This is a genomic window from Actinomadura sp. NPDC049753, assembly GCF_040674655.1.
Lineage (GTDB): Bacteria > Actinomycetota > Actinomycetes > Streptosporangiales > Streptosporangiaceae > Spirillospora > Spirillospora verrucosospora.
Genome location: NZ_JBFARL010000020.1, coordinates 1 through 13,651 on the forward strand (window position 1 = coordinate 1; position 13,651 = coordinate 13,651).

At 71.4% G+C, this 13,651-nt stretch carries 13 protein-coding genes; 7 read left to right on the plus strand and 6 right to left on the minus strand.

Annotation, left to right across the window (positions count from 1 at the left end):
* From AB0K37_RS08045 to AB0K37_RS08055, 3 genes are all read left to right on the plus strand, one after another.
* Nucleotides 1-894, plus strand: an 894-nt coding sequence (locus tag AB0K37_RS08045) for a hypothetical protein (RefSeq protein WP_363976569.1), incomplete at its 5' end; no start/stop codon positions are given.
* 71 nt (nt 895-965) lie between these two features.
* Entirely contained in the window at nt 966-1,454 is a 489-nt protein-coding gene (locus AB0K37_RS08050; protein WP_363976571.1) for an MSMEG_6728 family protein, read from the plus strand.
* Between the two features lie 106 nt (nt 1,455-1,560).
* Nucleotides 1,561-2,778 carry a PP2C family protein-serine/threonine phosphatase gene (locus tag AB0K37_RS08055; RefSeq protein WP_363976574.1) on the plus strand — a complete coding sequence of 406 codons (1,218 nt, stop codon included), beginning with the start codon at nt 1,561-1,563 and terminating at the stop codon, nt 2,776-2,778.
* On the opposite strand, the gene AB0K37_RS08060 is transcribed toward AB0K37_RS08055, so the two are convergent.
* The 4 genes from AB0K37_RS08060 to AB0K37_RS08075 all read right to left on the minus strand — a co-directional run bounded on the left by AB0K37_RS08060 (nt 2,765) and on the right by AB0K37_RS08075 (nt 5,912).
* Nucleotides 2,765-3,757, minus strand: coding sequence for an alpha/beta hydrolase family protein (locus AB0K37_RS08060; protein ID WP_363976577.1), 993 nt, complete (start codon nt 3,755-3,757; stop codon nt 2,765-2,767). The two genes, AB0K37_RS08055 and AB0K37_RS08060, sit on opposite strands and share 14 nt — an antisense overlap.
* 216 nt (nt 3,758-3,973) lie before the next feature.
* Nucleotides 3,974-5,290, minus strand: coding sequence for a hypothetical protein (locus AB0K37_RS08065; RefSeq protein ID WP_363976580.1), 1,317 nt, complete (start codon nt 5,288-5,290; stop codon nt 3,974-3,976).
* Nucleotides 5,287-5,538: a hypothetical protein gene (locus tag AB0K37_RS08070; RefSeq protein ID WP_363976583.1), complete on the minus strand. Its 252-nt coding sequence runs from the start codon at nt 5,536-5,538 to the stop codon at nt 5,287-5,289. Before AB0K37_RS08070 ends, AB0K37_RS08065 begins: the two co-directional genes overlap by 4 nt.
* 98 nt (nt 5,539-5,636) lie before the next feature.
* Nucleotides 5,637-5,912, minus strand: coding sequence for a hypothetical protein (locus AB0K37_RS08075; protein WP_363976586.1), 276 nt, complete (start codon nt 5,910-5,912; stop codon nt 5,637-5,639).
* 218 nt (nt 5,913-6,130) lie between these two features.
* Between AB0K37_RS08075 and AB0K37_RS08080 the strand changes: the two genes are divergently transcribed.
* Both AB0K37_RS08080 and AB0K37_RS08085 read left to right on the plus strand, forming a co-directional pair.
* A complete protein-coding gene (locus AB0K37_RS08080; protein WP_363976589.1) occupies nt 6,131-6,667 on the plus strand; it encodes a ferritin-like domain-containing protein in 537 nt (178 codons plus the stop codon).
* A gap of 1 nt (nt 6,668) precedes the next feature.
* Complete coding sequence (locus AB0K37_RS08085) at nt 6,669-7,637, plus strand: TIGR03557 family F420-dependent LLM class oxidoreductase (protein ID WP_363976592.1); 969 nt, start codon at nt 6,669-6,671, stop codon at nt 7,635-7,637.
* Nucleotides 7,638-7,682: 45 nt separating this feature from the next.
* Here the strand turns inward: AB0K37_RS08085 and AB0K37_RS08090 are convergent, their stop codons facing one another.
* On the minus strand, nt 7,683-8,963 hold the full coding sequence (locus AB0K37_RS08090) for a M14 family metallopeptidase (RefSeq protein ID WP_363976595.1): 1,281 nt from the start codon (nt 8,961-8,963) through the stop codon (nt 7,683-7,685).
* 703 nt (nt 8,964-9,666) lie between these two features.
* On the opposite strand from AB0K37_RS08090, the gene AB0K37_RS08095 reads away from it, so the two are divergent.
* The gene (locus AB0K37_RS08095; RefSeq protein WP_363976598.1) at nt 9,667-10,158 is read left to right on the plus strand and encodes a hypothetical protein; all 492 of its coding nucleotides are present in this window, start codon (nt 9,667-9,669) and stop codon (nt 10,156-10,158) included.
* A gap of 100 nt (nt 10,159-10,258) precedes the next feature.
* On the opposite strand, the gene AB0K37_RS08100 is transcribed toward AB0K37_RS08095, so the two are convergent.
* Nucleotides 10,259-12,535 (minus strand): PA domain-containing protein, encoded by a 2,277-nt coding sequence (locus AB0K37_RS08100; RefSeq protein ID WP_363976601.1) that lies wholly within the window; start codon nt 12,533-12,535, stop codon nt 10,259-10,261.
* Between the two features lie 129 nt (nt 12,536-12,664).
* On the opposite strand from AB0K37_RS08100, the gene AB0K37_RS08105 reads away from it, so the two are divergent.
* Nucleotides 12,665-13,603, plus strand: a complete 939-nt coding sequence (locus AB0K37_RS08105; protein WP_363976604.1) for a helix-turn-helix domain-containing protein — start codon at nt 12,665-12,667, stop codon at nt 13,601-13,603.
* Nucleotides 13,604-13,651 lie beyond the last annotated feature (48 nt).

The following is a 13,651-nucleotide window of genomic DNA, read 5'->3' on the forward strand; positions in this document are numbered from 1 at the left end:
GCCGGTGCGGGCGGCGCCGGCGGTGCGGGGACCACGGGGGCGGCCGTGAGCAAGGGCTTCCTCGCCACCGCGGTCGGCAAGGGCACGATGGCGGCCGCGGGCGCCGCCGTGGTCGCGGGGACGGCGGGCGGCGTCGTCTACGCGGTGCAGGACCAGAAGCCCCAGCCGCCCGCCGCCGCACCCGCCCCCGTCGTCACCCTCGTCGCCGACAACCGCAAGCTCACCGGCCCGGCGATCGAGCTCCAGAACGCGCGGTACCCGAAGGTCACCGGACTGAAGGACCCCGCCCTGGAGCGCCGCGTCAACGCCGAACTCCGCGGGCCGGTGGACCGGCTCGTCGCCTCCGCGCGACGGATCGCCTCCCAGGTCGACTGCAAGGGCAAGCCGGTGAAGCTCGGCACCGAGACGAGGCTCGGGCTGCGCGGACCCCGCCTGGTGTCGGTCCGCTACTTCATGCTGTCGGACAACTGCCAGCAGGCGGACGGCTCCCCGGGCGGCGAGGTCGTCACCGTCGACCTGCGCACCGGGCGCAGCCTGAGCGCGGCCGACGTCTTCCAGCCCTCGACGCTCACCGCGGCCGGCGTGCGCCGGCTCAACTCCCTCGTCCCGCAGAAGCCGGCTCAGAACGAGCGCCGGTGGCAGGACTGCAGCCCCGACGGTCCGTTCGAGCTCGCCGACTTCTCCCCGCGCAGGGACCGGCCCGCGACGCTCGGCCAGGTGCCGTTCCTGTTCCCGTTCTTCACCCCCTCCGGATTCGAGATCTCCTTCCTGGCGGGAGGCAGCGACGGCTGCGGCAACCTGAACTTCGGCACCTCCTACGCGAACGTCCGGGGTCTGCTGAAGCCCGAGATCGCCGCGCTGCTGCCGTCCGGCCCCTCCCCGTCCCGGTCCTGACCTCGGGTGCGACGCGCTTGCCCGCGCATCGCCGGGTAGGTATGCCGGACGGGCATATCCGAGGGGGCGGTATGCAGACCTTTCTGCCGTACGCGGACTTCGCGGCCACGGCCGAGGTCCTCGACCGGCGGCGGCTCGGCAAGCAGCGCGTCGAGACCGTCCAGGTCCTGCGGGCGCTCACCGTGCCCGGCTACGGCTGGCGGCGCCACCCGGCGGCGCTCATGTGGACGGGGTACGAGGAGGCGCTCGTCCGGTACGGCCTGGAGATCTGCGGGCGCTGGCGCGGGTTCGGCCACGGCGACACCTGCGCGGCGACGCTGACGGCCGAGCTCGCCGACATGCGGGGCGTCCGGGGCCCGCGCGAGCAGGAGCGGCTCGCCGCGGCGGGGGAGCTGCCGCCCTGGCTCGGCGACCGCGCCTTCCACCTCAGCCACCGGTCGGCGCTCGTCCGCAAGGACCCTGGCTTCTACCGCCCCCTGTTCCCCGGCGTGCCGGACGACCTGCCCTACGTCTGGCCCGCCTCGGACCGGATGCCACATGGACAAGGCGCGGGAGGGTAGTGTCCTGCGCATAAGGGGGGAATGCGGTCCTGGTGAGAGGTGGTCCGCCCGCAGGACGGTGGAGTGCGCGAACCCCGAGAACCCGAGCAGGCAGGGCGGCGAACCGATGCTGAGAGAGCTGCTGGCGGCCAGCCATCTGATGTCGATGGAGCAGTTGCCGGGCGCGGTGGCCCGGCACGCCGCCGCCCACGGCCTGCATGACGCGACCATCTACGTCGTCGACCTCCAGCAGACGGTGCTGCGGCTGCTGACGGGCGAGGGCCCGGACGCCGGCCGGAACGCCGGAGCCGAGACCACGGAGCTGAGAGTCGACGGGACGGTCGCCGGCCGCGCCTTCCAGATGATGGAGCCCGCCGCAGGGCAGGGTCTGGAAGGCGGGAGGTGCCACTACTGGGTGCCCATCCTCGACGGGGCCGAGCGGCTCGGCGTGCTGCGCGTGACCGTCCGCCGCGACGACGCCCGGGCCTACGACGAGGCAGAGTCCCTGGCCGGCCTGGTCGCGTTGATCATCGTCAGCAAGGGCCCGTACAGCGACTCCTTCTCCCGGCTCGTGCGGACCAGGGACATGACGGTGTCGGCGGAGATGCAGTGGCGGCTGCTGCCTCCGATGACCTTCGCCAACGACCAGGTGGTCATCGGCGCCGCGCTGGAGCCGGCCTACATGCTGGGCGGCGACACCTTCGACTACGCGCTCGCGGGCGACATCGTCCATCTCACGATCTTCGATGCCATGGGCCACGACACCGCCGCCGGTCTCACCTCCAACCTCGCCGTCGCGGCCTGCCGCAACGCCCGCATCCAGGGGGCCGGGCTCATCGAGACGGCGCAGGCGATCGAGGCGGCGCTCCTGGAACAGGACCCGAGCGGGCGCTTCGTCACGGGCGTGCTGGCCGAACTCGACCTCCCCTCGGGGCAGCTGTCCTGGATCTCGCACGGACACCCCCCGCCGGTCGTCATCCGCGGGTCGCGGTGGGTCACCACGCTGGAATGCTCGCCCGGCACCCCGCTCGGCACCGGCCTCGGCGTGCAGCCGAAGCTGTGCGGCGAGCAGTTGGAACCGGGTGACCGGATCCTGTTCTACAGCGACGGGATCGTGGAGGCCCGCGACCCCGACAAGCAGGAGTTCGGCCTGAAGCGGTTCGTCGACTTCATCATCCGGCGCGAGGCCGACGGGCTGTCGGTCCCCGAGACGCTGCGGCGCCTCGTCCACAGCATTCTGGAGCACCACGCGGGGCGCCTGGACGACGACGCCACCGTCCTGCTCCTCGAATGGCACGGGCCCCTCGGTGCGGAAGACGCTCCGGAGCGGCTCAAGAGCGGCTGAGCCCGGGGCAGGGGCCGAGCCCCAGGGCGTCCATGAGCATCGGGTACGCCTCGTGCAGGTCGCGCTGCCAGTACGGCCAGTCGTGCTGCCCGTCGAAGAAGCGGGCGGTCACCGGGACGCCGACGGCCCGCAGCCGGTCGACGAACGCGTGCGCGTGGTCGTTCGCGCCCGCCTCGACCGGGTCGGTGAACGGCAGCCCGCCGAGCGACCCGGCCTTCCCGTTCCCGCTCGCCACCCAGAGCCGGACGCCGCGCAGCCGCCCCGCGAGGTCGGTCGGGTTGTGGGCGTGCCAGATCTCGGCCTGGTCGTCGGGGTCGCCCCACACCCGCCGCCAGTCGGTGCCGGGGCAGGCCAGGGACGGCCCCCAGCCGGTCGAGTCGTCGCCCGGCTCGTGGCCGTACAGGGTGTCGAGGTAGCCGCTGAACGCCGCCGCGGCGGCGAACGCCCCGGGGAACCGGGCCGCGTACAGCATGGCGCCGAGGCCGCCCATGGAATTGCCGGCGATCACGCGTCGCGTCCCCGCGCGGTAGTCCCGTTCGAGGACGCCGCGCAGTTCGGTCATGTGGAACGTCTCCCAGCGCGGCGGGCCGCCCTTCCCGTAATTCCACCAGTCGGAGTAATTGCCGCAGCGGCCGCCGTTCGGCATGACGACGATGACGCCGGCGCCGGCGGTGAGTTCCGCGACGTCGGTGTCGCGCGTCCAGGCGGTGTAGTCGTCGACGCCGCCGTGCAGCAGCCACAGCGCGGGCCAGGTGCGCTTCGCGTCCCGCGACCAGCCCGGGGGGAGCAGGAGCCGCACCTTCTGGCGGCCCTCCATGGCGGGAGAGGCGATGGTCAGGTCGAGGATGCGGGGCGCGACGGCCGTCTCGGCGACGACCTCGGCGCGGGGAGGGTCGGCCGTGGACCGGTCCGCGAGCACGAGGGGCAGGAGGAGCGCGAAGGCCCCCAGCCATGCGGCGGGGGCAGGGGGACGGAGCAACGCGGGGCCTTCCGGGGACACCGGCGGCGAAGAGGCGCCGGCCTTGGGAAAGGAAGAGATCCTTTGCGTGGATTTTCTCTCCCCGTTCCCGGGATTCCCGGCCCTCACGGTCCGAAGCGCGACCGGAAAAGCTTATAAAATGCATTTCCCCGGAACGGCAAAGAACGCGCCGGGTGCCCCCCTGGCGGCACCCGGCGCGTTGGCGGGACGGGTCTGTCAGGTCCCGGAGGCCGCCTCGGCGACCGGCGCGTTCACGTAGCGGACGGCCCACCGCACCACCCCGCGGGCCATGCTGTACAGGATGAACGCCACACCGACCAGCGGCAGGACGAGCAGGACGATCTGGAGCCCGGAGGTGAGCAGCGTGAGGGGGTCCGCCCCGTCGGCGGCGGCGGACGCGAGCCTGCGCATCATGCCCCAGTCCTGGGCCACCAGCCCGGGGACCTGGGTGATGATCAGCACGATCTGGAACGCCAGCATGGGGATCACCGTCAGCACCCAGACCGAGACGAAGATCTGGGGCCAGCGCTTGAGGTCTTCGAGCCGGGCGTCGGCGGGGCGCCGCAGGAGCGTCCGGCGCAGGATCGGCCCGATGTACCGGAACAGGTCGGGGATGCCGATGAGGTCCGACATGATGTAGTACCCGTCGAACCGGAGCGTCGGCAGCAGCTGCTGCACGATCTCCAGGTTGACGTAGACGATGGCGACCAGCAGCGGCGCGAACTCCGTCTGCGCGTACAGCAGGGTCAGCCCGATGACGAAGATGCCGTTGAAGTAGACGCCGGCGAGGTCGGTGCGGAGCCGCCCCCCGCGGCCGAGCCTGTACGACTCGGTGATGTCGGTGTAGAACGCGGGCCACACCAGGTAGATGCCGCAGCCCATGACGCCCGGGCGGACGCCGCCGTACCGGCAGGCCGAGGCGTGCCCGACCTCGTGGAACGCGCAGGAGGCGATCCCGAGCGCGATCACCAGGAGGATGCTGACCGGCTTGAGGATCGCCATGGACATGGCGTCGGCGATCGACCTGGATGTGAGGACCCAGACCTCGCCGGCCACGAACGCGGCGAGCACGGGCGCCATCACCCAGGGGCGGAACAACCAGGCGAACAGGCCGCCGATGAACCAGGTGACCGACTCGGGGAACACCGCGATCTTGAACTTGAGCGCCAGGAACGGGTCGGACCGCACGCTCTGCGGCGCGGTGCCGTCGCTGAAGGTGGTGACGCCGAGCGGGGCGAGCTTGCGGTCCACCAGGTAGACGATCTGCTCGGCGGACAGCCGTGCGCCCGCCTCCCGGCTGACCGAGTCGGCCACCGTGGCGAGCGAGGCGGCCACGTCGCCCTCGCCCGCCAGGTGGCGGTGCTCGTGCAGCGCCTTGGCGACCAGGAAGAGCAGCGGAGGCAGCCGGACGAGCTGCCGGTTCGGCAGGCGGACCAGCTGCGGCGGCTCCCGGTACCCGGAGTTCTTGAACTCGCCGACGAGTTCGGCGCCGTCCACCAGTGCGGGCAGGGCGAGGGCGGCGGGCGCGCTCATCGGTTGTCGTGCACCACGACGGCGGGAATGCAGGACACCGTGGAGGCCGGAGCCTCGGCGAGCAGGCCGGTGCCAAGCAGGCCGGTCGTGCCGGCGGACTGGGTGGCCTGGCAGGCGTAGAAGACCTCGGTGTCGCCGCCGTGGCCGCCGCCGGGCCGGGCGGACAGCGCGAGCCGCCGCGGCAGGACCTCCGCGGTCAGCCGGTCCAGTTCCGCATAGGTGAGCCGCTGAGGGTTGGAAGAGCTCATGGGATCGCTTTCGCTTCGCTGTAGGAAGGGGGAAGGGCTGGCGGAAGCCGCCAGCCCTTCCGATTGCGAGCAGAAGCCCGCGGTTACGCGCGCTCGGCTCAGTGGCCGGAGATCGCGGCGCCCGGCACGCAGGACTGCGAGCTGGCGTCGGTCTGCGCGTGCAGGCCGACCAGCTGCAGCAGACCGCTGTCGGGACGGGTCTGCTGGCTCTGGCAGGCGTTCATGATCGCGGTCGTGCCGCCGTCGCCGCCGCCGTGGTTGAGGTTGACGTTCTCGTTCTCGCCGCCCCCGACGAGAAGGGTGGACAGCACGGCGCGCTCCGGCAGGACCTCACCGGCGAGCTTGTCCAGCTCGGTGTAGCTGAAGGACTTCATGTGGTTCCTTTTCTTCCTTGTCACGCCCGGATCTCAAGGTGGATACCGGATGTCCCTTCCCTCGTCCCAGGTCGGAGCGAGGTAGCTCTACGTATAGCAGATGTGACGCACGGTGGCCAAGTGACCCTCCGGGTGGCAGGTTCCTCGCGTCGGCGCACAGGCATGAGTGGCCCGTGATGGGTAGGGGATCTCACATTCGCGCTGATCAGGAGGAGTGCATGGCCGAGAGCAGCTTCAGCATCGACGTCGCGGCGATCCGGGAACGCGCCCGCGCGAAGATGACCGACGGCCCCGTGACCGCGGGTTACGGCCGCCGTGCCGAGGAGGTCGTCGGCGTCCTCAACGACGTCCTCGCCACCGAGATCGTGTGCTGGATGCGCTACGCGCAGCACGCGATCAGCGCGACCGGGATCGACCGGGCGCAGGTGGCGGCGGAGTTCAGCGAGCACGCCGACGAGGAGCGCGGCCACGCGATGCGGGCCGCGGAGCGCATCAGCCAGCTCGGGGGGCGGCCGGACTTCGATCCGAAGACGCTGGCCGAGCGCTCCCACACCACCTACAGGACGTTCGACGAGAACGACCTGAAGAGCATGCTGGAGGAGAACCTCGTCGCCGAGCGGATCGTCATCGAGTCCTACCAGGAGATCATCCGCTGGCTCGGGGACGGCGACGTGACGACCCGGCGGCTGATGGAGCACATCCTCGCCGAGGAGGAAGAACACGCCGACGACATCATGGACCTGCTGGGGATCTGACATGGAATTCGGATACACGCTGCTCTGCGAGCAGACGCCGCCCAAGCAGCTCGTCACCGACCTCGTGGAGGCCGAGGAGGCTGGGTTCGCCTACTCGGTGATCTCCGACCACTACTTCCCGTGGCTGGAGAGCCAGGGCCACTCCGCCTACGCCTGGTCGGTGCTCGGCGCGCTCGCCCAGGCCACCCGCCACATCCCGCTGATGACGTTCGTGACCTGCCCGATCATGCGGTACCACCCGGCCGTGGTGGCGCAGAAGGCCGCCACGATGGGCGTGCTGTCCGACGGCCGGTTCACGCTCGGCCTCGGCGCGGGGGAGAACCTCAACGAGCACGTCGTCGGGCGCGGATGGCCGTCGGTGGACGTCCGGCACGAGATGTTCGCCGAGGCCGTGGAGATCATCCGGGCGCTGTTCGGCGGCGACTACGTCAACTACCGGGGCCGCCACTTCACCGTCGACTCCGCGAAGCTGTACGACCTGCCCGACGAGCCCGTCCGGATCGGCATGGCGGCCTTCGGCCCCCGGGCCGGCCGGCTCGCCGCCGAGCACGCGGACCTCCTCATCTCCGACCAGCCCGTGCCGGAGGTCGTGGAGCTCTTCCGCAACGAGGGCGGCGCCGGGAAGCCCGTCTACGGGCAGATCCCCGTGGCCTTCGGGCACGACTATGAGGAGTGCAGGCAACGCGCCCACAGCACGTGGAAGTTCTCCGCCCCGGCGTGGAAGGTGATGGCCGAGCTGCCGGGCCCGGTGAACTTCGAGGCCGCCACGAAGACCGTCCGTCCGGAGGACGTCGTGGAGTCGGTCCCGTGCGGCGACGACGTGGACGACTACGTCGAGGCGGTCCAGGAGTGGGCGGACGCGGGCTTCACCCACATCTCGTTCTGCCAGTCCGGGCCTGAGCACCAGAAGGACTTCCGGACCTGGGCGGAGGCGGACCTCCTGCCGGCCCTGCGCGAACGCTTCGGCTGACACGCCGGTCCGGTCCCTCGCGGGGCCGGACCGGCGCGCCGCCCGTCACTGGGCGCAGTACTGGCTCTGCTTGCCGATGGCCCGGTAGGGGCAGTCGGCGTATTCGGCCAGCCGCAGCAGGGCCTCGCGGCTGCGCTGGACCTCACCGGCGATCGCGGACGGCGGCGGGTAGAAGCTGCCTCCGGCCAGCTCGAACGTGAACGAGAAGATGCGCTGCTGCCCCCATGTGTAGTCGTCCGTGGTGCCGTCGGTGATGTAGAGGTCGCTGGACTGCTCGGGAGCGAAGCCGTTCGTCGAGGCCAGTTCCCGGCCGATGGTGCGGTGGGCGGCCTCCTCGTCGGCGGACATCGAGCCCGGCACGGTGTTGTTGTAGGTGTAGCCGAACGGCCACAGCACCAGTTCCGCGTCCGAGTGGATGTCCAGGAACATCCCGAGCTGCTGCTTGCCGCCCACGACCCGGCTGCGCACGAAGTCGGCGAGGACCTTCGTCTCGACGGCGGACTCGGGGCCGGTGCCCCGGTAGGTCTCGCTGGAGCCGTTGCCGGAAGAGCCGCCGCAGCAGCCCCACTTGTAGGCGAAGTTGCGGTTCAGGTCCGTGCCCGTGGACGTGGGGTTGGGCTGGCGGTTCTTGCGCCACATCCGTCCCGGCTGCGTGTCGCTGGTCATGTCGTAGACCTGGCCGTCGGGGTTGACCATCGGCATCACGTAGATCTCGCGCGTGTTCACCAGGTTCGTGATCCGGCTGTCGGACCCGTACCCGGTGGTGAGCTGCCCGATGTAGTCGAGCGCCTGCTCGGCGGTGAGCCGCTCGCGCGCGTGGATGTTGGCGATGATCATCACTTCGGGCTCGTTCTCGTCCGTCGCGACGTTGTCACTGATCTTCACGCCGACGATGTCGCGGCCCTGGTAGGACTTGCCGACGACGAACTGGCGGGCGATCTGCGGGTGGGCGGCGACGACGGAGTCGACCTCCTGCCGCATCTCGGCGAACGTGTGGTACGAGGTCGCGGCGGTGCTGGGGGCCGCGCTCGGGTCCGCGGCCCGGACGGGAGCCGGCCTCACGGAGAAGCCGAGCCGCCGGATGGCCCTGACCTCCGAGGGGATGGCGCTGACCTCCAGCCCGTCCGCCCGGACGGCGCCGATCGCCGCTCCGGTCCGGGCGACCTGGCTGCGCTGCTGACCGGTCCGGGGACCGGTCACGACGTACTGGCCGGCGGTCTCGGGGCCGGGCGCCGAGGCGGCGGACGGCGCGGCGAGCCCGGTGAGGGCCAGCGCCAGCGCCGACGGGACGGCGAGCAGGGAACGCAATCGGCGGGAGGTTCTCATGACGGGGTACCTGCCGTTCGGCTCTGCGCGCCCGCTCGTCGCGCGGCGGGGTCTCCTGCGGACGCTCACGGACGCTCGCGATCCCGTCACGATGGACCGGAACCGCCCGCCTGACAATGGTCGGGCGGCCGGTCCAGGCGGGCGTTACGGGAACTGAGGCCACGGGCGAAACGCCAGCTCACAGATGCCGCGCCATCGAAACGGAACCGGATTTTCAATGCCGATCAGAGCGAATCTGAAATTTCACATCCGCCTGGACGCTCCCTCGTAAACCCGGTGCCCTGTTGGCGCTATGTAACCGGTTCTTGCCAGGCGTGCATCCCTTCTCGCCGCTCCGGCGTAAGGAGGCCGCAGTGCCGGCGCCGAAGAAGACCACTGATCACGAATACGTCTGTATCCTGCATGGATACGCACTTACGGACATGCGCAGGGGCATTTTATGAACAGTGTCATCTTCAGATAACCGCAGAGTGTCGTTTGGGTATTGACCACTCAACAACCCTTGTCTATGGTCTCTGTTAGAACGCGTTCTACTCCGGTCGGAACCCATGTCGAGGGCGACAGGGCGGTTCCCCGGCCCGGTCCCTTGATTCGCGGCGGCCTCCCCACCGGCCATGGGCGGAGCCGCGCATGAATCGACGGACCTCCCACCCCACCCTTCGGGTGCAGGCGCGACGCCCACCGTTCGAAATGAGGACCCCCCTTGTCTCGCACCACGAAGATCGCCGCGGTCGCCTCGGCCGCGGTCGCGGCCACCGCCACCGCCACCGTCGCCCTGACGGCCTCCCCCGCACTGGCCGTCAACACCGGGACGTTCACCGCCACCCTCAACGGCACCATGGTGATCGACGCGGGAGTCCCGGCCAGCTGCACCAGCTCCGTACTGAAGGGCACGGTCCTGTCGGGCGGCGTCAACGCGTCCTACACGTCAGCGAGCGCCGGCGGCTGCGGGGTCACCGTCACTCCCGGGGCCCTGCCCTGGAGCGGCACCTTCAGCGGCACCACCGTCAAGATCAACAACTTCTCGATGAGTGCGATCGGCTGCACCTACGGCGGGACCCTGACCGGCACCGCCTCGGCCACGAACTTCCCGTTCACCGCGACCTTCACCAACCAGGTCGTCCCCAAGACGAGCGGCTTCCTCTGCCCGTCCTCGGCCAAGATCACGGCCAAGTACGACTACAAGCAGCCCTGATCCCCGGCGGGGGCGGCGCCGGACCTGACGTCGACCGGACCCGCCCCCGCGCCGTGACCCCGGCTCTCCGCCGGGGTCACGGCACTCGGCCGAAGGGCCGTCAGCGCAGTTCGTAGGCGCGGATGGTCTCCTGGGTGATCGAGCTGCCCCGGCCGTCCTCGGCCTGGACCCGCAGGGACACCGTCCCCTTCCCGCGCAGACGGGCGACGCCGTCCCGCAGCGGAACGTCCGTCCACGTCACGCCGTCGTCGAACGACGTCTGGAGGGACAGGCGGCGCAGCGGCGCGGACGAGCCGTCCTGGTGGGCGACCGTCAGCCTCAACGTCCGGGAGCGAGTCCTGTTCCGCGGGTCGAGAGCCGCGTCGTAACCCACCTGGAGCAGCGGAAGGACGGTGAGATCGGCCGTGCGCGCGGAGCGGAACGTCCACGACGTCCTGGCCCGTGTGGACAGCCGGGCCCAGGGGGCGCTGTTGGCGAAGTCGAATTCGACCCGGTATTCGGCGTTCTCCGGGGTCGTCACCAGGGTGCCGTTCGCCTTGTGGGCGGTCTGCGCGATCAGTTCGCCGTCCCGGTGGACGCGGAAGTCGGTGGTGAAGCCATTCGGGAAGGAGCTGGAGTAGACGTCGGCGAAATTGCGTGCCGCGTCCGCCAGGCCGACGCGGAGCCGGATCTGGTCGCCGGCGCGGACGATCGGTGACTGCGCGCTGATGCCGCCGGTGAGCGGTCCCTTGTTCCAGCTGTGCGCGTCGCGCTGCCCCGCCCTGTAGGAGGACCATTCCGTCTCGCCGAGCACGACGTGCGGCGTCTCCGGGCCGGGGAAAGCGTTGTTGTAAGGCTGCTCCGGAGTGACCGCCATTGCGGACCACCGCGTTTTCGGATCGGCTGAGACGTACTCCACGCGCGTTCGCGGAGTACCCGTGACCGGGTGGGCGTATGCGAGGGCGAATTCTTCCCAGGGGCGCTTGCTGTAGCGCGCGGCGGTCATGGCGCCATCGCCGTGGTAGGCGCTGTCGATCCGCGCCAGATCCCTTGTGCGAGCGACGTAGTCCAGCTTCTCGGGAATCCGCCCCTCCTCCGGAAACACGAGGTCGTACTGGTAGGGACTGTCCACGATGCCCTTGGCCGTGACAGTCGCCCGCTCCCGCAGGAGAGCCCGTCCTTCCTCATGGGACAGACGGACTGTGGGTACCTTCAGCGGCTTCCCGTAGTCGCCCGGGTCGTCGTTCACGCCGGGAGCGTCGTTGTAGACGGCGACCATGCGCGCGCCCGCCTTGGCGGCCCTTTCGACCTGCTCGGCGACGGGCACGCCGTCGCGGCGCTGGACGAGGGCGAGCCGGCCGCGCAGGTCGGCGCCCGGCCGGTCCCCGTCCGCGACCCGCATCTCCGCGCTGCCGTCGAGGCGCGGGAACTGGTCCGAGGTGTCGCTGAAGTAGGCCGCGGGATAGTACTGGGGGCGCAGCGCCCGGCTCCCCGCCCGCATCGTGATCGCGGGCGCCTCCAGCCGCCACCGCGTGTAGGCCTCGAACGTCCCGGTGCGGACCCGCTCGGTCGGCTGGAGGAACACCCGCTCCTCCAGCATCGAGCCGTCGCCCAGGTAGACGCCCTCGTCCACGGCCTGCCCGTTCGCGGTGCCGCGCGTCCACATCAGGTGGCTGACCGCCCCCGGTCCGGGCGCGGTGGCGTGCTCGGGCGTCCGGACCGTCGCCTCCCGCGCCTTGCGCGCGTCCAGGACGATCTCGGTGTCCCCGGTGATCTCGATCTCCGGGTAGCCGACGAGGCTGTAGTCGAGCGGCTTGCCGCCGTCGGTGCTCGGCGCCCACGACGGCATCGTCTTCACGATGCCCATGACCGAGTAGGTCCCCGGCGCCAGCCGCACGCAGTTCGAGTCGTTCCAGCCCTCGTCCGTGCAGGGGCCGTCCGGGTCTCCCGGCAGCGGCCGGTGCGCGTTGCCGAGCGAGGCGTCCTTCACGTTCAGGAAGCCGACCGCGCCGGGGCCGGGCCGCCCGTCCCGCGCGATGCTCCTCACCCGGACGGTGACCAGCTCGCCGGACGCCTTCGCCTTCGGCTCCGGCGCGGCCGGCCGCCGCTCGTGCAGCGCCGTCACGTTGTACCGTTCCGGGTCGTCGCCGAGCCGGTCGACGGGGACGACGTACAGGTCGCCTCCGCTGTGCCGGACGGAGAACGCCGGATCGCGTCCCGGCGCGGGCGTCACGGTCGTGCCGCCCCCCGCGACGTGCACCGTGTCACCGGTGGGCAGCGTGACGTCGAATGCTCCGGCCTCCGCCCGCAACGCGGACGCGGGCGCGGCGTCCGCCGCCGCGGGCGCGGCGAGCGCCAGCGCGCCGATCCCCAGGGCCGCCGCGGTTCTCGACCACATGGCCATCCCTCCCCAAAAAGTGGATCTTGATTGTCGGGCCGGCCGCCGCGGCCGATCCAGGGAAGGCGCTGGCGGCTTCCGCCATGGCGGGAACCCGTCAAACGGACCGGGAAGCCGTAGATTTAGGACGTGTCCGATTCGCCGCTCCTGGAGGGGCTCGGGGTGACCGCCGCCGAGGAGGGGGCGTACCGCGCCCTGCTGCGGGAGGGCCCGTCCACCCTCGCCGACCTCGCCGCGCGCCACGGCGCGTCCGTCGCGGCCCTGCGCCGCCTCCTGCCGCGCCTTGAGGAACTCGGACTCGTGACCCGCCTGGCCGGACGTCCGCTGCGACTCCTCGCCACCCCGCCCCACGTCGCGGTGGAGGCCCTCGTCGCCAGCCGCCAGGAGGAGATCGCCCGCAGCCGTGCCGCCATCGGCCCGCTGCTGGCCGAGGCCGCCCCGCACCCGGAGGAGCTCGTCGAGGTCGTCAGCGGCCGGACGGCGGTGTCCCGCCGCTACCTGCAGCTCATGAACGGCGCCCGCGAGGAGCTGCTCGTCCTCGTCCAGCCGCCGTTCGCGACCGACGCCGCGGTGTCGAGCGACGAGCAGGAGCGCACCATGCGCCGCGGCATCACGGTGCGCGGCATCTACGGGCCCGAAGCGCTCGACGAGCCCCGCGCCCTGGAGTACGTCCGCCGCGCCGTCGCGTCCGGCGAGCAGGCCCGCCTCGGCGCCGTGCCCATCAAGCTCGCCGTCGCCGACCGCCGCACCGCGATGCTGCCGCTCACCTCCCAGCACGCCAGCTCGGTCGACAGCTCCCTGATCGTCCACCCGTCCGCCCTGCTGGACGCACTGGTCTCCCTCTTCGAGGCCCTGTGGCGCTCCGCCGTCCCGCTCCCCGGCGAGGACGCCCCGGACGACGCCGTCCTCGCCCTCCTCGCCGCGGGCCTCACCGACGACGCCATCGCGCGCCGCCTCTCCATCAGCACCCGCACGGTCCAGCGCCGCGTCCGCGACCTCTGCGACCGCCTAGGCGCCCGCACCCGCTTCCAGGCCGGCGCCCTCTACACCCGCCACCTGGACCGATGACACGCCCCGGTTCGGTATCGCGCGAAGGACCACATCGGCAGTCCGGCT